19 protein-coding genes are annotated in these 19,427 nt (G+C 54.4%); 4 read left to right on the top strand and 15 right to left on the bottom strand.

Going from position 1 to position 19,427, the window contains the following annotated elements; translation table 11 throughout:
* Nucleotides 1–24: 24 nt before the first annotated feature.
* From CGZ80_RS04260 to CGZ80_RS27840, 13 genes are all read right to left on the bottom strand, one after another.
* Nucleotides 25–966 carry a type II secretion system F family protein gene (locus CGZ80_RS04260; RefSeq protein WP_094411701.1) on the bottom strand — a complete coding sequence of 314 codons (942 nt, stop codon included), beginning with the start codon at nucleotides 964–966 and terminating at the stop codon, nucleotides 25–27.
* Nucleotide 967: 1 nt separating this feature from the next.
* Entirely contained in the window at nucleotides 968–1,897 is a 930-nt protein-coding gene (locus CGZ80_RS04255) for a type II secretion system F family protein (RefSeq protein ID WP_158222546.1), read from the bottom strand.
* 5 nt (nucleotides 1,898–1,902) lie between these two features.
* Nucleotides 1,903–3,222, bottom strand: coding sequence for a CpaF family protein (locus tag CGZ80_RS04250; RefSeq protein ID WP_094411697.1), 1,320 nt, complete (start codon nucleotides 3,220–3,222; stop codon nucleotides 1,903–1,905).
* A complete protein-coding gene (gene cpaB, locus CGZ80_RS04245) occupies nucleotides 3,219–4,406 on the bottom strand; it encodes a Flp pilus assembly protein CpaB (protein ID WP_094411695.1) in 1,188 nt (395 codons plus the stop codon). The genes CGZ80_RS04250 and cpaB overlap by 4 nt, the downstream gene beginning before the upstream one ends.
* 64 nt (nucleotides 4,407–4,470) lie before the next feature.
* Entirely contained in the window at nucleotides 4,471–4,962 is a 492-nt protein-coding gene (locus CGZ80_RS04240) for a prepilin peptidase (RefSeq protein ID WP_094411693.1), read from the bottom strand.
* Between the two features lie 67 nt (nucleotides 4,963–5,029).
* Nucleotides 5,030–6,208 carry a hypothetical protein gene (locus CGZ80_RS04235; protein ID WP_094411691.1) on the bottom strand — a complete coding sequence of 393 codons (1,179 nt, stop codon included), beginning with the start codon at nucleotides 6,206–6,208 and terminating at the stop codon, nucleotides 5,030–5,032.
* 58 nt (nucleotides 6,209–6,266) lie between these two features.
* Nucleotides 6,267–7,811, bottom strand: coding sequence for a hypothetical protein (locus CGZ80_RS04230; protein ID WP_143543735.1), 1,545 nt, complete (start codon nucleotides 7,809–7,811; stop codon nucleotides 6,267–6,269).
* 221 nt (nucleotides 7,812–8,032) lie between these two features.
* Entirely contained in the window at nucleotides 8,033–8,377 is a 345-nt protein-coding gene (locus CGZ80_RS04225; RefSeq protein ID WP_094411687.1) for a Flp family type IVb pilin, read from the bottom strand.
* Nucleotides 8,378–8,513: 136 nt separating this feature from the next.
* A complete protein-coding gene (locus tag CGZ80_RS04220) occupies nucleotides 8,514–8,843 on the bottom strand; it encodes a hypothetical protein (protein WP_094411685.1) in 330 nt (109 codons plus the stop codon).
* Between the two features lie 165 nt (nucleotides 8,844–9,008).
* Nucleotides 9,009–9,641, bottom strand: a complete 633-nt coding sequence (locus CGZ80_RS04215) for a tetratricopeptide repeat protein (RefSeq protein ID WP_158222545.1) — start codon at nucleotides 9,639–9,641, stop codon at nucleotides 9,009–9,011.
* A gap of 81 nt (nucleotides 9,642–9,722) precedes the next feature.
* Nucleotides 9,723–10,382: a hypothetical protein gene (locus CGZ80_RS04210; RefSeq protein ID WP_094411681.1), complete on the bottom strand. Its 660-nt coding sequence runs from the start codon at nucleotides 10,380–10,382 to the stop codon at nucleotides 9,723–9,725.
* Nucleotides 10,379–11,998 (bottom strand): type II and III secretion system protein family protein, encoded by a 1,620-nt coding sequence (locus CGZ80_RS04205; RefSeq protein WP_158222544.1) that lies wholly within the window; start codon nucleotides 11,996–11,998, stop codon nucleotides 10,379–10,381. Before CGZ80_RS04205 ends, CGZ80_RS04210 begins: the two co-directional genes overlap by 4 nt.
* 102 nt (nucleotides 11,999–12,100) lie before the next feature.
* Complete coding sequence (locus tag CGZ80_RS27840) at nucleotides 12,101–12,256, bottom strand: hypothetical protein (protein ID WP_158222543.1); 156 nt, start codon at nucleotides 12,254–12,256, stop codon at nucleotides 12,101–12,103.
* A 181-nt stretch (nucleotides 12,257–12,437) separates the two neighbouring features.
* Between CGZ80_RS27840 and CGZ80_RS04195 the strand changes: the two genes are divergently transcribed.
* Nucleotides 12,438–13,067, top strand: coding sequence for a hypothetical protein (locus tag CGZ80_RS04195; RefSeq protein WP_094411675.1), 630 nt, complete (start codon nucleotides 12,438–12,440; stop codon nucleotides 13,065–13,067).
* Between the two features lie 53 nt (nucleotides 13,068–13,120).
* On the opposite strand, the gene CGZ80_RS04190 is transcribed toward CGZ80_RS04195, so the two are convergent.
* Nucleotides 13,121–14,305 (bottom strand): sialidase family protein, encoded by a 1,185-nt coding sequence (locus tag CGZ80_RS04190; RefSeq protein ID WP_094411673.1) that lies wholly within the window; start codon nucleotides 14,303–14,305, stop codon nucleotides 13,121–13,123.
* A 182-nt stretch (nucleotides 14,306–14,487) separates the two neighbouring features.
* Here CGZ80_RS04190 and CGZ80_RS28465 point away from each other — a divergent pair, with 182 nt between their 5' ends.
* Nucleotides 14,488–16,464, top strand: a complete 1,977-nt coding sequence (locus CGZ80_RS28465) for a BPSS1187 family protein (RefSeq protein ID WP_233148224.1) — start codon at nucleotides 14,488–14,490, stop codon at nucleotides 16,462–16,464.
* A gap of 26 nt (nucleotides 16,465–16,490) precedes the next feature.
* On the opposite strand, the gene CGZ80_RS04175 is transcribed toward CGZ80_RS28465, so the two are convergent.
* Nucleotides 16,491–17,096: an RNA polymerase sigma factor gene (locus tag CGZ80_RS04175; protein ID WP_094411671.1), complete on the bottom strand. Its 606-nt coding sequence runs from the start codon at nucleotides 17,094–17,096 to the stop codon at nucleotides 16,491–16,493.
* A 380-nt stretch (nucleotides 17,097–17,476) separates the two neighbouring features.
* Here CGZ80_RS04175 and CGZ80_RS04165 point away from each other — a divergent pair, with 380 nt between their 5' ends.
* Both CGZ80_RS04165 and pheA read left to right on the top strand, forming a co-directional pair.
* The gene (locus CGZ80_RS04165) at nucleotides 17,477–18,175 is read left to right on the top strand and encodes a class I SAM-dependent methyltransferase (RefSeq protein ID WP_233148223.1); all 699 of its coding nucleotides are present in this window, start codon (nucleotides 17,477–17,479) and stop codon (nucleotides 18,173–18,175) included.
* Between the two features lie 160 nt (nucleotides 18,176–18,335).
* Nucleotides 18,336–19,403: a prephenate dehydratase gene (gene pheA, locus CGZ80_RS04160; protein ID WP_094411667.1), complete on the top strand. Its 1,068-nt coding sequence runs from the start codon at nucleotides 18,336–18,338 to the stop codon at nucleotides 19,401–19,403.
* Nucleotides 19,404–19,427: the final 24 nt, after the last annotated feature.

The following is a 19,427-nucleotide window of genomic DNA, read 5'->3' as shown; positions in this document are numbered from 1 at the left end:
AAACAACCGAAGACGCTTCCGGCCTTAAAGCTCGACCACCCCATCGGTACTTTGAGCTTGCTGGATGACCGATTGGGTCGCGTCTTTATTGCGGTTGATGAAATCACGGAACTCGATGACCGCGGGCCCCACCAAAACGATGGCAATCGGCGGAGCCAGACACAAGATGACGGGCAACAAGAGTTTCAGTGACGCCGAATTCCCGGCACGTTCCACCTGTGTCTGCCGATCCAGTCGTATCCGCATGGCATAGTCACGCAGCGAACCGGATAGCTTGCCGCCCAACTTTTGACTCTGCCGCATCATCGCGCTCCACGCCGCGACCTCAGGCATATCGATTCGGTCAGCAAATGCGTTGAGCGCGTGCTCCGCCCCGCCAGACTCGGATTGCCGATCGATGACGCGCAGCTCACTCGCCAATGCGGGGTACAGCTCGCGGCAATGCTTCTCCGCCTGGCGAATGGCTTGTGGAAGCGGAACGCCACCATCAAGCGACATTGCGATCATATCGATCGCGTCTGGAATTGCCCGACTGAGTTCTCGCTTTCGCTTGGCCGCTCGGCCGCTCAGTGCCAAACGTGGGATCGCGTATGAAACCAAACATGCCGTACCAGCGGCGCCGACAAAAAACACTTCGTTGCCATCTGCAATCCCAAGTGCAAACCCAACGCATGCGGCCAAGAAGACGCCGAGTACGATTAGATTTCGCCAAGCAAGGAATTCGTCAAGGGAATGAGCCTGGTGTGCTCCGGATAGACTCAAGTCTTTCAGCAGTCGCTCACGCTTCGTCGCCGAGGTCGGAAACATTTCGGCAAACTCTTCTGTCCAGCTTCCAAACACCGGCCCCTGGAATAGCCGTGCGGCGGGTGCTTCGACCGTCTTGTCCGATGCACCACGGCGGCGAGCAACCAAGATCGTCAACGCGGTCAAAGTGACAAAAACGAATACGGAGGTAAGATCGTCCATCTTACAAATCTGACTTCAACGTGTATCCGACCCAGACCAATCCGACCAATTCCGAGACTGCCGCATACGCCAACATTTTATGCCCCAAACTGCTCTCGAACAAATTGCTGATGTAATCCGGTTCGGCCGTCATCAGATAAACGAGCACGAAAATCCCCATCACGACAATCGCCAAGATTGCGAATCGTCCAATGCTGGTCATTGATTTGATTTTCTGTTCGCATTCCGACCGGCTATGAATCACCGTCGAAAGACGATCGAGTGACTCTGCCAAGCGACCACCCAACTCGTGATGAATCGTGATCGCGTGGGACAGCAAATGAACGTTGCTCGAATCGACTCGCCGCGCCAGATCGCCAACCACCGACGTTGGTGACATTCCTAAATTCATCTGACGAACGCACTGCGACAGTTCGCTTTTGACAGGCTCTTCGCTGGACTCGGCAGCGATCTTAAAAGCGTTTCCTAGACTCTCGCCCGCACGAGTTGCGCGCGCCAGCAGTTCGAGCGATGCGGGGAATTGCTTTTCAAACTTGCCAAGCCGTAATTTCATTTTGACATACGCGACGATCAACCCGATCGGTACCACCGCTAGTGTTGCGATTCCCACTAACACGATCGGTAGCTTCAACACGTATCCTCCTGCAGCGAGGCTGACTGCGATTGCGATCAATAACACGATGTAGGTCACACAGTCGATCGTCATCCCAGACCGAATCAAGATCGACTCAAGCCATTGATCGAATCGAACCGTCAACGGTGCATCGGCAGTGTTCTCTAAAAGTCGCTTGTCGCGTCGAATTTGCAGGGTGGGTGTCAACGTCGCAGCCTCGGATGCTTCCGCACCAGATCGCTTCGCCAAAACAACGACCGTTCCCGCGACGGCCGAACTGATGCAAAACGTCGCGATATCGAGGGTAGTTAACACCATTTGCATCACCCGACGAGCGTTTCATTGAACAATGAGTCGTCGTAACAGACACCATGTTCTGCGAACGATTCCACACAATGCGGCCGACGGCCGATCACAAATTCACCAGTCGCGTTTCCGTTGTCATCGATCCCAGTCCGCCGCAGCGAAAAAACATCGATCAGTTCAAATCCGCTTTCAGTCGCATTGAGCTCCGAGATTCGCATCACACGGCGCCCGCCGCCTTGCATCCGAACAACATGGACGATTAACGAAATCCCGCTGCAGATATACGATCGTAAAACAGTTAACGGCAAATCCAGGCCTGCCATCGCGATCATCAATTCCAAACGGGAAACTGCGTCGACGGTATCGTTCGCGTGAATCGTGGTCAGCGAGCCTTCGTGACCGGTATTCATCGCTTGCAGCATGTCGAGAGCTTCTGGGCCACGCACTTCGCCAACAATGATCCGATCGGGTCGCATGCGCAGACTGTTGCGAACTAAGTCTCGCTGGCTGTACTCGGCGACGTTCTCGCTGCCGGCAGGCCGTGTTTCAAGCCGAGCCACATGACGGTGCTGCAACCTCAATTCCGCCGAATCTTCGATGGTGATGATTCGTTGGTCGTCTGGAATACAAGACGACAATGCGTTAAGCATCGTTGTTTTTCCAGATCCCGTTCCGCCCGAGATTAGGATGCTTTGACGTGCTGTGACGGCCGCTCGCAAAAACTCCGCGATCGATTCATTCATCGTGCCATTGGCAACCAAACTCGCCAGGTTCGCATGACGGTTGCCAAAGCGTCGGATCGAAAGTTTTGGACCATCCAATGCGAGGGGCGGAATGATCGCATTGATCCGCGAGCCATCTTCAAGCCTGGCATCCACCATCGGTGACGACTCGTCGATTCGTCGTCCAACCTGCGTCACAATGCGGCGAATGATTCGCATCAAGTGTGCGTCATCTGCGAACAGTACATCCGATGGGCGCAGGGTTCCGTGTCGCTCAATGAAGACTTCATGTGCCTGATTAACCAGGATATCGCTAATTTCCGAATCGTCCAACAAGTACTCCAGCGGTCCTGTTCCGAACATTTCCCAAGGCAGTTCGAACAGCAATCGCTCGTGCTCTTCTTCTGTCCATTCAATTTCGTCATCGAACATTTCAATGAAGTAACGCAGCTCTTCAATCAATTGATCGCGGTCCATCTCTTCCGCCGAAGACACATCCAAGCTTTCAACAATGCGATGATGGACCGCCTGTTTCTTGGCCTGGAATTGGATCTCACGATGACGATCCTTGTAGGGGGCAAAGATCGATTGTGGCATTTCCAACAACGTGCTCATTTAACCGCCTCCGTTTCGGCAGGATCAGCGGCCGCTGGTGAAGCGACAAATCCGCCATAAGGCGATACGGCATACGGCATCCCGTAGTAGCCTGGGGCAGGAACCATGGTTGGTACCATCGATGGATTCATCGCCGGATTCCCGACCATCCCAGAGGTTGGCTCGTTGGGTGAACTGAAAACGCGTTCTTTGATTGATCGATTGGATCCGAAATGGACTTTCGAAAGCGAGGTTCCCCGATAGATTTCCATCTCGTGAACCGTGTTATCAAAATCGATGATGTGGTCGAGCGTGACCGGATCAACCAAGCTGACTAGCTGATTGTCTTCGGGGCCTCGAAGCGTCAGCGAAAGCTCGCCGTGTCCGTCGGCAACACGGATCATCTCGGCCTGTTTAGGTGCGACGGCAAGCGTCACGCGGACCGTTTCGTCGGTCGCCAATGGGCTGGCCCAGTCCGTGGGTGTGCTGGCCATCCCGATCGCAAGAATTTCAGCTCCCTGAATCAAAGTCGCAGTCGCACTTTGGAACTCGGAATCTTCAAAACCGCCCGAACCTCCGATCCGGTTGCCACGATAATCGCGAAGTCCCGGCGGATTAAACACGTGGTGTGCGGGTTGAAATCCGCGTCCCGATTTCCCACCGCTGCCGGTCATTCCGTCTTCTTGGCCATAGTGAAACAACACGTCAACACTCTGACCAGGACTGGCAAAGCCCAGCAAGGCATTGTCAGGGCTCATCTGGATCGTCACCGCGCGCAAACCGGGCTTTAATCGACCGGCAACGCCAGGATACTTACCGGCGGGCAGCAGTTTCGTTGTGCTAAACGACTCGCTGCGTTTCATATCGACCTGCAAGACCTTGCCAATAATCTGCTTCGGGTTGGTCATAAACGAAGACTCACCCACCGACTCTTTGATTTCTTCTTTGGTCAATCGATAGATCGCCACATCGTCAAGCGTGATCTCGGTCCCTGCTTTGATATCTCGGCTTGCCAATGGAACCGTTACCCGAACCGGTTTCGGTGGTGGCTCGGGTTCTGGTTCGGGCTGTTCGACGACCACGACAGGCGGGTCTTTTTGCAACGCGATGCGCATCACGTACGTTCCAGCCAATCCGATCGTGACAGCGAAAACCCCGATCAAAATCGTTCCGGAGTTGGCTTTGCGTGGTGCAGTGGCTTTCATGGATCAACCGCCAAGATTTGGCAAACAAGACATCAACAGACAAGACAAGTGCGGGCCGCTTTGGCTAGCGTACAAGGTGAAACAGCAGCAACGACCAAACCGACAATGCGACCGGCAAGGCATACGGCACCGCATGTTTCAGCACTGCCGCAGACTCGTTGCTGTCTGCTGCCGGTGCCGTCTGCATTTTTGGTGATGCGGCTCCCCAAACCAACATCGCAACCGTACAGACGATCGCGTAGCCGGTGCTTGCCAGAAACACAATCAACGTTGGAATCGGACCAAGCCATGCGCCGATTGCTCCCATCATTTTGACATCGCCACCACCGCCACCACCGATCAGCCACAGCGTGCACAGGATTCCGAAACCGGTCGCGAAGCCGCCGAGCGACGTCAGCAATCCCGACAGGTGACCGGCGTATAGATTCCAAACGAGACCAAGAATCGCCGTCGTAACGGTCAGCCAATTTGGAATGCGACGGCTTTTGAGATCCATCGCGGTCGCGACCGATGTGAAAGCGATCATCGCGACCAGGGGAACGTAGTTGAGATCCATGTGGAATTCCGAAAGGAACGAGTAGCAGAAAAGGATGCGAGAGTTCAAAACCGCAGAGCGTGCGAAACTACGGATTCAACGCGACGTGTTGGTGACCGGCACGGATAAAATCGCTGGGCAACCCGCCACGCCAAAGCGCCAACGCTCGACCGGCATGCGACAAAAACGTGTAATTCTTCTCCACCGTCTCTTCATCCATGGCGATGATTTCACGCGCGAGCCACTGTGAAGCGCGAATGATGATTTCACGCGGCGGGACCAACTCTTGAGGTGCCATTGCCCACCACTCCAAAACGTGTCCCGTCGCCAAAATTCGACGACTGGTTTCATTCGTCGCCGGATCGGGAACCTGTTGCACGGCGTTCGGCCAATTGCCATCCCAGAACCCTTGGGCAGACTGTGAGCACAGCAAACGCTGGTTCATGACCAACAGATAATCGATGACCGATTGACGCGTTTCAGGGTGTAGTAACTGCTGCAGGCCTTCTTCACGGACCTGGTCATCAATCCGCAGCAACATCGTCAAGGTGTAAAGACGGTGTTGCCCATAGCAGACACCTTCAGGCTGGTCCTGACGCATCAATCGGTCGGCGAAGGTATTGAAGTCCACTGCTTGGCCTTCACGGGTAAACCAGTTCTGTCCGTCAATGGCATAGAAAGCGGTCGCTAGCGACGTCCATTCGTATTCACGTTGGTTCAAACGGAAATGCTTCAATCCGTATTCAAGGATTTCACCGACGGTCCCCATTCCGTTGACCGCCCGCAAGGGCTGGGAACGCGGAATGCCGATCTCACAAAGTGTCCCGATCATGTGGTCGACGTGACTCACCGAAGTCCGCCCAACTTGAGTTGAGACTGCAATTCCGTCTTCGACGCGTTTTAGCAAGGGCATCGTTGGATCCCAGACTTTTCCAAACGCTTGATGATCGAGCAACAACGTCAACATTTCCTTTCCCGACAACGAATCGTCATCAACGTCGACGCTGGGTCCCCACATCCGAATCGAATGATCGATGAAGTTGATCTTGGTTGGCTGGGTTAAAAACCTGGGACGCAGCTTGTAGAGAACCTGTTGCAGTTGCTCGTCGGTGACGGCCAATGGGTAGTCGTAAAGCGGTCCGACCACGCGAGGACGATCACGCAATTGGGGCATCACCGGGCGGTGATTGACTTGGCGTTGACGTTGAAAACCGATCCCGGCAAACGTGATCAGAACGGCAAACTGAATAGCGTAAAACTTTGTCATCGTAGCGACGAAGATTCCCAGAGGAGAGAAAAGAGAAAGGCTCGCGGCGGACCAATCGTCACTGCGGTTTTTGCAACAAAATCACTTGAGTGTCTTCATAGGCAATCGCCCATGGGCTGACACCGCGACGCACCTGGCGAACCCAGCTCGATTGATTCGTTTTGTCGATTACGATTCCGCCGAAGGCATACTTCTCGGCGATCCGGCTCCAAGCAGCATTGCCTTGGGCGATCGTGAAATAATCTTGTCGAACACTTTCGGGCACGTTAGTCAGATCGCTGCCAACCATGACAGGAGTTGCCACAGTCGTTTGAATCCAGTCACTCCATTTGTCTGGACAGTAAAGCACTCCGTTGATTTTCTTACCTTGCAAGTAGCTTCGAAACGCGATGGGGATGTCATCTCCAAGACACTGTTCGGCAGTCCGTGTCTTTCCGCCCAGAACGTACGCCGCCATCGGTGAAAAGCTGAAGCCCATCCAAAGCACGAGCGCGGAAACCAAAGTGAATGCGAATCGCAGCGGCTTTTCAGTCGCATCAATATTCGACGCAACTTCGGCGACGCCTTCTGTCCGACCAACAACGGCCGATATTGAAAGCAACGTGATGGGCGCGAACCATATCGAAAAGGCCGAATCGCAGGCGATCGCGATCGTCGCAATCAACATCGATGCTGCCCAAAATGCCATCCATTGGCCTTCGCGTTTCAGTGCAGACCAAATGCCCCATGTCGCAAAGACAAAGATACCTAGCGGGCTTGCCATCGCACTTGGATTCCAACCACCGATCGCATTGAACAGTGGATTATCAGGCCACCACAGCAGAGCTTCCCAAAGGTGCCAGCCTTGCGGATTAACCAAGGTTGCCAGAGCAGCAATCTCGACCAACAGGAAACGGCGTTTCGTTTCGCCGCATCCGAAAGCCGTCGCCCAACCTTGTTGTATTCCCGTTTGGACCAATGAAACGATCGCGAAGAGCGACAACCAAATCAATCCGACGATGAAAGACGCATCAAGGTTGCACCAAACAGCAAACAGTATTGCCATCGCGATCCACCGCGATCGGCTCGCTTGTTTCCAGCTCACCAGGCGTGATTCGCTTTCCGCGGGGGCGACCAACAGCGATGCACATGCCACCAAAGCGATCTGTCCAAACGTTTGACTTGTCAGTCCGCCCAACATCGGAATGCAAACGCCCGCCAAGACGATCGCCGCCAAAGACGTCCACCATCGACCACTCAGACGGACAAACAATCGGCTCCACCCAAACAAAATGACTGTTTGCAAACAGGCAAACCCGATCGAGAGCAGTTCCGCCCCACCGAGTTGATACAGTCCCGAAATAATCGAACTGGAAAGCCAGTCGAACTGGAAGTTTCGGATACCTTCGGAAAGCGGCACTCGTTCGGCAGCAGACATCACCGACGCGCCACGTACGACCTGATTCCAAGTCGCGGGGTTGGCAACCGGTACGTAGCAAAAGATCAGAAACAGACTGACAAAGCCAACACACTGCGCAGCATGGGTCCAGCGCAATACGAAACTGTCTGGAAGCACCGCTTCAAGCTGATAGCCGGATGCGGTCTGCCTAAGATTGGTAGACACGGCGACGGATTTTGGGGCATGTGGGGTTGTGGGGTGCCAGCCAATGTTTCACGAGCGAGCTGGCGAAAATGTCTTCGTCCAACGACGTTAGAAAATCTGACCGAAAGCGAATAAATTCAGATCCGGTGGACCTTGCTGAACCTGACGGTCATAACGATCAGGCCAATGTGAACGTTGTGCAGCGAAATCGGGCGTGGGAAATCGTCCCTTTCCCAAGCCGTCTACAACGATTCATCCAGGCCATAGACGGCGGTACAAAAAGAAACGTCGGAGGTCTCGACGTCGACTCGATCAATGATCCCGGAACCGGACGTTGAGGAAGCTGCGCCCGTGGCACCGTTGGCTTGATAAGACTGGTGCAATTGCTGAACGCCGCGGGCGACATCGGTTAATTCCGAAACGACCGCATCACGAAGGGCCGTCAGTCCCGCGATCAAACCGATAACCAAGATCGTGACAATCAGAATCAACTCGATCGAAATCACGAAGCCACGATCGTCTTGCCACAATGCGACGAGACGTCGGGAAACGGATTGTCCGACGGAGTGACTTGGTTCTGCCAACATAATCCCAATCGCTAAACCGCCGGTTGTTGCGGACGATCGAAAGGTCTTGCCACGGATGCGATAAGTGTAAAAAAACAGACTGGAACACCGGAGTGCACCAGCCTGTCGTTGTGCAAGCTTGTTCGAATCAATTCGATTAAGCTTCGTCTTCAGGCAGACCGTCGAAGGTGATGCAGTTGTCTGCTTGACCCGAGATGTCTTCGGCGTCATCGCAGAAGTCGGTCGCGTCGATGAAGTTCGATCCGCTGGTCGACGAAGCGTGACCGGTTACACCGTTGTAGCTGTACGACTGGTTCAGGTCCTGAACGGCACCCGCGGTGTCCGACAGTTCGCTGATCACGCCATCACGAACAGCAGTCAAACCGGTCAACAAACCGATGACGCAGATCGTCGAGATCAGAACCAATTCGATCGAAACAACGAAACCGGCTTCGTCATTCCAAAGTTTTTGAGCAGTGGCTTTCACTGTTAGAATCTCCAAGGAATAGAGTGGGAACGACCAAGTCTTTAAGCTGACCAACTCAGTCGTGTGTTGAGTGAATTGCTTCCACTCGACAGAAACCTAGGTCGAAAAATGAGGGATGACCCTCACGCCACTAAAAAATTGAAGAAAGTCACTAAAGAGTTGACTTCAGCTGCCCACCGGGGGCTGTTCGCGCTGTTCCACACGCGAAAATTCGGCCAGGGCTTTGGCCGCTTTTTCTAGATTTGGATCCAGTTCCAATGCTTGGTGCAAGTGATGTTTGGCCCGATCCAAGTCACCAGTCGTCGAATAGACAAATCCCAAGTTGGCTTGTGCTTCTGCTTCGCTGCCTACACGCCGGAAGAGCGAAAGGCATTCTTCGGCATGTCCTTGTTCGCCCAGAACGATCGCCAAATTGTTGACGATCCGTTCGTCATTTGGCGAAATCAAAATTGCTTCTCGCAGTTTCTCTTCCGCCAAACCCAGGTCCCGATCCAGGTAGTACGCGTACCCCAAATCCCCCAATAATTCGGCCGAGGGCTTCGGGGCCTCCGCTGCCGCTTCGAGATACCCAATCGCTTCGGGTAATTGCCCAAGCTTGATGCACACGACGCCCAAACGATGCTGAGTGTCGCGATGATTGGGAAACTGTTCCAGGATGGATGCGTATTGTTGCTTTGCCCCGCTGGCGTCTCCGTTACGCTCAACCATTCGGGCAATCCCAAATCGGATGTCGACGCGATCGGGATCCCCGCCGTCATTTGACGTGATCGCCAACAAGTCCATTTGTCCTTGCGTCAATGAACTACATCCTTGACCGCACGGACAAGCAAGGCTGACGAGCAAAACCAACAGAGCCTTCGTCAATCGTTTGGGCATCGCTTAATTACCTTGACGACTTCGCTGTGTATTGTTGCGATAGCTGTAAATCGAATTTTCGAACGCAGCTGCCGCTTCAGTCGCTTCGATTCCGGTCGGATATGCGGGTGCGACGACAACGATCTCGTCGGCATGCAATACGCCATAGCTTTCGAGCACTTTCGCGACGACTTGACGCCTCAATTCGTCAAGTTGCTCGTTGTAGTGAACCGGATAGTGATGTTCGGTCGTCCAAAGCTTGCTGGTGTTGCTTCGCTCGACGACCACCTGAGGCGTGATTTCGTGTGGTTCGGTCTGTTGAACCCACTGAGCAATCTGACGCACATGATCTTCACCGGCCGGCGTCAAACGCAATCCGTGTGCACGAGGTTCGCCAACGTAGTCAAAGATGCTGTTCGATTTCTCGCCCGCAGCCCGGCGTGATGGATCTTCTTGAAGATTGATTTCGAATTCATGCGAATAGACGATGTACTTCGCCAATTCAGCGTTTTCTTCCTGAGTCCGGTTAATCGAATCGACCGCCGTCCCAAGCACTTCAGGCTCGATCACTTCTCCCATCGGCGTCGGCACACGACACCCCAGTACAAAGACGGCAATGGCGACGACCACGACCATCGCATTCACAGCAACCGACGTTTTCCTGAATAAGTCTGATGCGCTCATTTGGAAACCCCGCTTTCACCGGAAAGGTAAGTTTGCTGTAGCGAAAGCGTTCGTTTGAGCGTTGTGTGGACGCGATCTTTTATCGTGCGCGGGTCCTGTCCGACGCGCTGCTGGACGACTTCTGGCCAAACCGTGCTTCGATGCTCAAAGCCTTGATAGCCTTCGATCAGCTGTCTGGCGAAGAAGTCCGTGTCCGTCGGATCGGTCACATGCACGCCAGGCAAAAACAACGGCACCTCTTCCGTCTCAAGCGGATGGACCAATTCAGGACTCACCAGCACGACCAACTCGGTTTCGAATCGCGACGTTTGTCGGTTAGAAAACAACTGTCCGACGACCGGCAAGTCACCGATCACTGGTACACGCGTGCGTTGGCCGCCTTGTTCTTCTTGAATCAAGCCGGCGATGGCAAGCCACTGGCCTTCGCGAAGATCGACAGTGGTCTGAACGCTTCGCAAATTCAACCCTGGGATACCGCCAACGGTCGCATCAGAATTCAGCGTGCTAAACGAAGGTGAAACTTCCAGTCGGACAAGGTCCTTGTCGGTGACCGTCGGCGTAAAGCTCAATTCGGTGCCGAAGCCGCGAAACGTCGTCGTGGCGGCACCAACTCCGTTGACGCCAACCGTGGTCGGCACGGCAAATTCGCCCCCCGCCAAAAAACGCGCGGGCTTGCCGCTGATCGTCACCAAGGTCGGCTCAGCGAGAATCTTTCCATAGCCGTGGGTCGAAATCGCCTTGAGGAAAAACTCCACATCACCGTCATCCAAAATGACTGACAAATTGCCAGCCCCACCCACCGAGCTGCGCAAATCCAGGGATCGAATCAAGGTGGTGAAATCGGCACCCGCACCACGACTCGAATTGCGCACTAACTCTGCGACACGAACTTTTAACATCACCTGCTGTTGGCCCGGGACACGCAACAGGTTGATGAAGTTGTTCGAATCCCAATCGTCAAAGTGATCATTCAATCCGTCGTTGTCTCGGTTGACGGTGTCTCGATCGTAGTACCCATTGTTTCCGTTCCGTCCGTAGGGGTTGTCGCCAAGCAATCGCATGATCTCCGCCGCCTCTTTTGCATCGCGGGCCTGCCCCCGCACAATGACCTTGTCATCGATTGGGAACAAATAGATCTGGCTGTTTGGGAACAACTCGTTGATTCGAGATTGCAGCGATTTGTAGCGTGCCTCGCGACGACGCTGTTCTTGTTGGGCGTTGTCAACTTCGACGTAGTAGCGCAGCACTTGAGTGCCTTTTCCTGGCACGTCAAACCAAAACGTGATCGTGGTCTCGCCTACCTCTTTGCCGATAATCTCGATCTCGTCATCGTCAAAAAGATGAATGTCTAAAATCGCTGGGTTCGTGATCGCCGTTCGGCGAACCGGTACTTTGGTGCGAATGATCTTCGATTGAGAAGGTTCCACTCGCAGCAACATCTCGGGTTCATAGATCTCCTCGATCAGAGAGTCTTCTTTTTCGATCGAGATCTGCGAAGGGTTTTCGAGCGGCCCTGTCTTATCAGCCACCGGGCGGTCGGCAAGCACCTGTGCCCAAACGTTCGCCGGCATGACCCAAACGTTTGCCAAAATGACACAGCACAGCGCGATCGACATTGCGATTCCTCGAATCGCAAGTCGCGCGACGTGCAGCGAAATGGAATGGCAATGCATTGGGAATCAGGTGGACAAAAATGCTGGTTTATTTTCACGGAATGGCTAATGCGTGAAATACGCAATCGTTTCGCCAGGGCGATAGGGCAAATCAGTCAAGACCGTGAAACAGCGTTTTTCAGGCAATCCCGCATCCAAATACCGCTTCCCCACCACAAAATCCAGCGTCTGTTTCTCCAAAATTTCGATCGGATCCTTCACTGAACCAGCAACGCCGCAATGCAAGCATTTGCTTTGGATTGCAATTCAGAGAGACCGGGCAGACTGGACAAAATGCTAGATCTCAAGCACCGCGGGATAAACAGAAACAGTCGGCAAAGCAAACTCGTTCGACCGATCAGTTCATTGCTCTTACCAGTTGCCCCGCTCGATTTGCCCACACATGAATTCCGCCGCAATTCAGATTCGCCCCGCCAAGCGGTTTCGACCCAACGCTTTCACGCTGGGGTTGTTGTGCTGTGCCGCCGTCTTTGCAGGTCTCGCAAGCGCTGCCTCCCCGCCGTGTTGCGATCAATCGCAAGCGTCGACCTGCCGTGCCGTGACTGGTGAGAGGTGGCCGATCTCCGAACCGATCGGGACGCTCTATCGCCGTGTCCCCTACGAAACATTGCGGATCGATTACTACCACCGCCCCTATAGTCCGCATACGGTTCACGAGCACTACGCGCAACCACGCCCGGTCGATGTGAAACAGCCGTATCAAACCAGTCAGCTGCAATCGATTTATGAATCCGTCGAACAATCGGTCGTCTATTCCGAATCGAACTCGTTTCGCAAGCGAGCGATCGATGCGATGAACGATGTTTTGAAACAGGACCGCCCACTCGAATTTGTTGACTGGAAAGCCCACGAGAAGGCGCGATTGCAGTGGGAGCGCGAACATGAACCACTTTCGGCAAACGTCCACGCGATGAATCCATCGTCAAGTGAGACGTTGAAGGCGACGGGGCAACCGGAGTTGATCCTGGGGACAAAAATTCGCCTGCACGATGCGCGAAACCAAACGCAGTAACGTCACCTCTATCCGCAATCGCGATCGTAAGTTTTGGGATGCCGCCCGGCGGCTTACTCCACGATCTGGCTAACGGGTACGGTTGAGAACCGAATCGACTCATAGGGGCTTTTCAACCCGGCCTCATACAACACCCCCAAGCTGCCATCGCCAAGCGACACCATGTCACTGTATGCCGCGGGTCCGGTGAAGATGGTCGGACCGTCATGCCAGCTTTGTGCTTCGTCGGTCGAGTAGCGCAGCCGAAGGTCACTGCGTCCTTTTCCAGAAACGCCATCGCTATCTGGCCCGGAGAACAGGATTAAGTCCTTGTCTGCACGAAGCAAGCTGCACTGAACGACTGGCGGATCGATAACGCCTTCTACGGGGCGAAAGTACCGATAGCGTTCGCTTTGGCTATCGAACGTTTCGCCGCCATCTCGACTCCAAGCTTCTCCTCTTGTCCCAGGAGCTCGCCCGTTCTGGTCTCGAGTATTGACATAAAGCGATCCGTCGGCCAGTTCAATGACGGTCGTCTCGTTCGAATCCATCCCGTCTTCGTAATCTTCGTCGATGGCCCCAATCTGCCAGGACTGGCCATGATCGTCGCTATAGATCAAGTGAGCCCCGAGTGCACCTTGGTCTTTTCCGGCGGCGCCCAAGCGATGATCCGCTGGAATCACCAGTCGGCCGCGATGTGATCCGTGCAGCAGTTGAATCGAATGCACGGGTCCGGTCGCATACCATCCCCAATGCTCCAGCTTGATGTCGGAAGTGATATCCCGTCGCGGCGACCAATGTTTCCCATGGTCGTCGCTGTAGGCGACAAAAACGCGATCATTTTCAAGCGTGAAGGGCAGCCAAATCCGGCCAGGGTGGTCTTCGTCCAACTGATCAACAACTGGTGAGGGATTTCCAATCGTGATCGCCGGAACGTCGTCGCCAAAGAGCTCGCGAAACGATTCGCTTTCTTGGATTACGGTCAGCTCACTCCACGTCGCACCGTTGTCGACGGACCGCTTGAGCACAAGATCGATCTCGCTCGCATCGCCTCCCTGTCGGGCTTCACAAAATGCGAGCACATCGCCGTTCGCGGCTTTGATAATCGAAGGGATGCGAAAAACTTTGTACCCCTGCTCGCCGGAACGAAAGACGACGCTGGTCGGGAACGCCTCTTCGGGCGTATCGGCATTTGAACAAATTGGCGTGGTAGCTAGGAAACAGCAAACCAGACAGATCGATTTTACGTGTCGAATCATTGAGCTTCAAAAGAGGTAGGCGTTTGTGGCGGGAACTGGCGATTTGAACTGCCAATGCATCGATTCTAACCAGCCGAGCGTTCCCTCGTGCGATGCGTGGCCGTGGTTCGTCTAGAATGTTGCTCCACACTGTGCCGCGATTCGCGTCCGCGACTGCTCCCACCTGCCATCCCCTGCGACTGATGCTTGATTTAAACACCCCACGGGTTGTCGTACTCGCAACCCTTATCTTCTTTTCCGCCCTCATTCAATCTCCCGTTCCACTTTCAGCTGACGAAGGACCGTCAAATGAAAAGACAGTTCCCCACGTTCGTGTTCTGGCAATCGGCAATAGCTTCACCCGCAACGCGACGGAATACTTGGATGACATCGCAGCTGCGGCGAACTGCCCGCTGACGATAAAGAAACTGGACATTGGTGGCTCGCCATTGCAATTGCATGCGACAAAAGCATTGGCCTTTGAAAAAGATCCGACCGACAAGTCCTCTCGCTATTCCAATGGCGAGAGTTTGCAAGAAGCCTTGCAAAGTGAACCTTGGGACGTGGTCACCATTCAACAGCTAAGTATCAAGAGCCACGATCTGCAAACCTACCGTCCTTATGCGGACCAACTCGCCGACATCATTCACCGCTTTGCTCCGCAAGCTCAACTGGTTGTCCATCAAACATGGGCCTATCGCAAAGACGACCCGCGGTTCACATCTTTCAACACCGGCCCGAACGAACCGAAAACTCAGCATGAAATGTATCTGGGACTGCGTGACGCCTATGCCGCAATCGTCCAAAAACTGAACGCCAAACGCTTTCCCGTCGGCGACGCATTTTGGGCCGCGGATAACGACCAGCAATTCGGATATCGCCCAGACGAGCAATCACTCGACACCTTCGTCGCACCCGCACTGCCAGACCAAACACACTCGTTGCATGTCGGATACCGCTGGCAGAATCGGAACGGCAAGCAAAGCATCCGCATGGACGGACATCATGCCAATGTCGCTGGCGAATATCTGGGTGCCTGCGTTTGGTTTGAATGCCTTTTTGATCGTAGCGTGATCGGCAATGCATTCGTGCCAAAGGGAATCACGCCAGAGTACGCGTCATTCTTGCAACAGACTGCACACGCGGCGGCAAATCGAGGCGGAGACATTTTGCGTGGAATCGCGACGGATTCAATCGAGCCTTTTGCTGATCCGACCCCGCAGCGTTACCAATTGAAAGCGCGTGCGAGTCAGATTGATCCACGTGCGAAAGAATATCCTGAAATCGGATTCACCTTCGGAACCGACGAACGCCCGGCAGATATGCAGCATGCATCGGTTGACACTCGTGCCGCGTCTCGAGGCAAGCTGATGATCTGGCTGATGGGGCACAACGAAGGACTGTTCCAAACAGCCAATACGTTGGGCATCCATGCGATCGGTGTGAGCTACGCACGCGGTTGGTTCGGCAAGTTGTGTCGCCCCAAACCGTCCGATGCGTTTGCCCGAGGACGTGTCCGATTGGAAGCGGCAAGTGGGTTGGATTTCAGCGACGAGCTTGACTTAGAAGTGCCCGACGGGATGGCCGAGCGTGCCAGACAATTTGTGATTTGGCTTGCGAAGGAAAATCCGCAGGGAAACTGGGATCAATTCCTCGCCGACAACGGCTCACGACTGCGTTGGGATAAAGTGATTCTCGCCGGAGCGTCACACGGCAGCACCACAGCAGCAAGATTTGCGAAACACCAGCAAGTCGGTCGCGTCGTCATGCTTTGTGGGCCTCGCGATCAAGATCAAGACTGGCAACAACTCCGGTCGGCCACCGCGCCACGTCGCTACTTCGGATTCTCGCACGTGCTCGATGGAGGTTGGACCGGCGACCACTACTGCCGATCATGGGAAATGCTTGGTCTGAATCAGTTCGGCCCGATCATCAACGTGGACCACCGTGATCGACCGTACGACAACACGCGACGACTGATTTCATCGTTGGATGTCGGAGGCGATGCCAATCGAGCACACTCTTCCGTCACACCTGGCGGCAGTTCTCCAAAGAGCAACGACGGAACGTTCAAGTACGAACCGGTATGGAATTACCTCCTGACACACCCGGTCGATTCAGTCGGCGTTGCCACCGATGAGGATCCGTCTTGCCAGCGTGTTCACGTGACTTATGACTGATAAACACTAGCCGACGTGGGCGTCGATCACGCGAGTTCGGCCGACGAGCTGGCAACCATCTGTTGCAACTCAACGACGACTTCTTTCATCCGTTCGCGAGCCCGCGACAGTCGGCTGCGCACGGTGTTGATCGGTATGTCGAGTACGTCGGCAATGTCTTCGTAAGCGAGATCATCCATCTCGCGCAAAATCAGAATCGCGCGGTGGTCGTCACTCAGTCGCTCGAGCGCGGTATGGACGAGCTGCTTCTGCTCTTCGCGAATCATCGATTCCTCGGCATCGTCGAAGTGCGGATCCTCAAGATCAAACGCATACTGCTGCTCGTCGCCATAAATCGAAACCGATCGCCGCCGACTTTGACGGTTCGTGATCGCGGTGTTGAATGCGATTCGGTACAACCACGTCGAGAATTTGCTTTTCCGTTTAAACGATTCGATACGCGTAAACGCCCGTACGAATGCTTCCTGTAAAGCTTCTTCGGCATCGTTAGGCGAATTCAGAAAGCGGCAAAGGGACGCGAACAATTTGTCTCGGTTGCACTGAATCAACCTTGTGAAGGCTTCGGAATCACCATCACAAGCACTTCGAACTAAATTCGGATCATCACAGGCAAGGTTTTCGACGTCTTTCATCTCTCCGCCTCAGGCATCTCGTAGGGGCATCAGGGGGCACCGCGTCGAACAAAGTCCAATCCAGCGGACAGCAATCATTCACGGCCGTCAGATGGATTGTTCAAGCCCAACCAACAAGAACGTTTTTCGTCCAGCTTTCCGCCAGGACATTGGACTGACTCGAACCCTCATTCGGACTATGGCATCTCATCCAAACATTCGACGAACGGTTGCTCGATGAAAGAGAGCAATCTTCATGCCGGACGATCTGGCAGGTTTTTCATCGCATTTGACACACGAAAGTAGGATGGGCACACCGGTTGCTAAGGGTCACAGGAATCGCAACCAACGTGTGGTTTGCGACAGCCAAGAGAGACACATCGAGATTAGCCTGACGAATCATGACATCGAGCGTCGAAGCGATCACCCCGCCCAGCAGCCAGTCAGCCAGCCAACTGGGCGGACGCCCCATCACCAAGACTCAACCGTCATTCGTACAACGCACTTGGTGCGTCTTCAGGGCTTGGATGCAGAATCCTCGGCAAGTTGCGACGGTCTTGCCAAGCTCGGCACAGTTGATGAATTGCATCGCGAATCGCCAGTGCATCCGTGAAGCAAGAACAGTGATCGAGCTCGGACCAGGTGCTGGTGGAACGTCGTCCGCATTGCTTGATCAGATGCCGCATTGTTCTCGACTGCTCTCGATCGAAAAAACCGAAGTCTTCGGGGAAGCATTAAGCGAGATTACAGATTCGAGATTCGCGTATCAAATTGGGGATGCGTTGCAATTGAAATCGATCGCTCGCCAGCACGGAATTCGCAAATGCGATGTCGTTGTCTCAGGCATCCCGTTCAGCGCAATCGATCCAAAGGTTGCGAAACAAATTACGCGGCAGGTCTACGATATCCTTGACAACACCGGTGTCTTTTTGGCCTACCAATTGCGCGATGATGTCACCAAACACGCCCACCCCTTGTTTGGAAATCCGCGAAAGCAAACCGTCTCTAGAAACCTGCCCCCCCTTCGAGTTTACAGTTGGACGAAGGTCGAGCAGGGCGAAAACAAAGGCTGGCAGCGTCGGTTCGACTCCGTCGCCTGACCGATCGGACGAAGACCCTGACCAATCGGACGAAAACGCTGCCAAGTGCTGACCAACGGGTTTCATAGGAGCGCTCGTCAGGCCGCATGGTGGAAGGTAAGATTCCCTGGCAACTCCGGCCATCGTTTTTTACCACGTTGAAATTCCGCCTCCAAACGCCATGTCATCTTCCGATTCGAACGACCTGCGGCAACTCGACCTACGGCTGTTGTCAATCATTCGGCAGCGTGACGAGCTCGTCAAAGCACTCGCCGAACGTGGGCAACTCCCTACCGTCGGCCAAGAAAACATCATTCTCGCCCAAACGATCCGAGACTTGATCAGCGAGGCGGGGGATTCGATCGATGACGTGACCTTGTCATCGCTGGAAACGACACTGCGACAGATTGCCAGTCACAGCCGCGGCCAAGTCCGCAATGCCGCCGTCGCCTTTCTTGGCCCCAAATACAGTTACAGCCATCTCGCTGCGATCAAACACTTTGGCGAAGCAGCCACCTTCGCGCCGGTCGCGAGTATCCCCGCCGTTTTCGATGCGGTCCATCGTGGCGACGCAGTCAGTGGTCTGGTCCCTATCGAAAACAGTACCGACGGCCGAATCGTCGACACGCTCGGCATGTTCGTGCGACGGCACATGCAGATCTGTGGGGAAGTCTTGCTTCCGATTCACCACAACCTCTTGGCAAGCGGCAGTCGTGACGACATCACCGAAATCCACAGCAAACCGCAAGCGTTGTCGCAATGTCGCGATTGGTTGGCTTCGAATTTCCCGGCCGCTCGGCTGATCGAAGTAAGCAGCACGACTGCTGCTGCAGAGTCCGCGTCGACGTCACCACACATCGGCGCCGTCGCCAGTTTGGCCGCCGGACAAGCCTATGGGCTGACCGTGATCAACGCCAACATCGAAGACCGCCAAGACAACGTGACTCGATTTGCCGTACTTGGTCGCGACGAAACGGAACCGACCGGCGATGACAAAACATCGCTGCTTTTCCAAGTCGAACACCAACCGGGCGCGCTGGCCGAAGCGATGACCGTCTTCAGCGAAGCACGGTTGAACTTAACCTGGATCGAATCGTTCCCGTCACCCGACTCCCGAAACGAATACTTGTTCTTCGTCGAATTCGCTGGCCATCGGGCTAACCAAGACGCACAACAAGCGATCGCCAATTTAGGGACCATGACACGCCGACTCGAAGTCCTCGGGTCCTATCCAGTCGCTCGGCTCTAACCGTCCGCCATGATCCCGCTTTCC

Origin of the sequence: Rhodopirellula sp. MGV, assembly GCF_002251265.1 — a bacterium.
GTDB classification, from domain to species: Bacteria; Planctomycetota; Planctomycetia; order Pirellulales; family Pirellulaceae; genus Stieleria; species Stieleria baltica_A.
The sequence above is the reverse complement of the archived record's forward strand: the minus strand, read 5'-3'. Positions and strand labels throughout refer to the sequence as shown.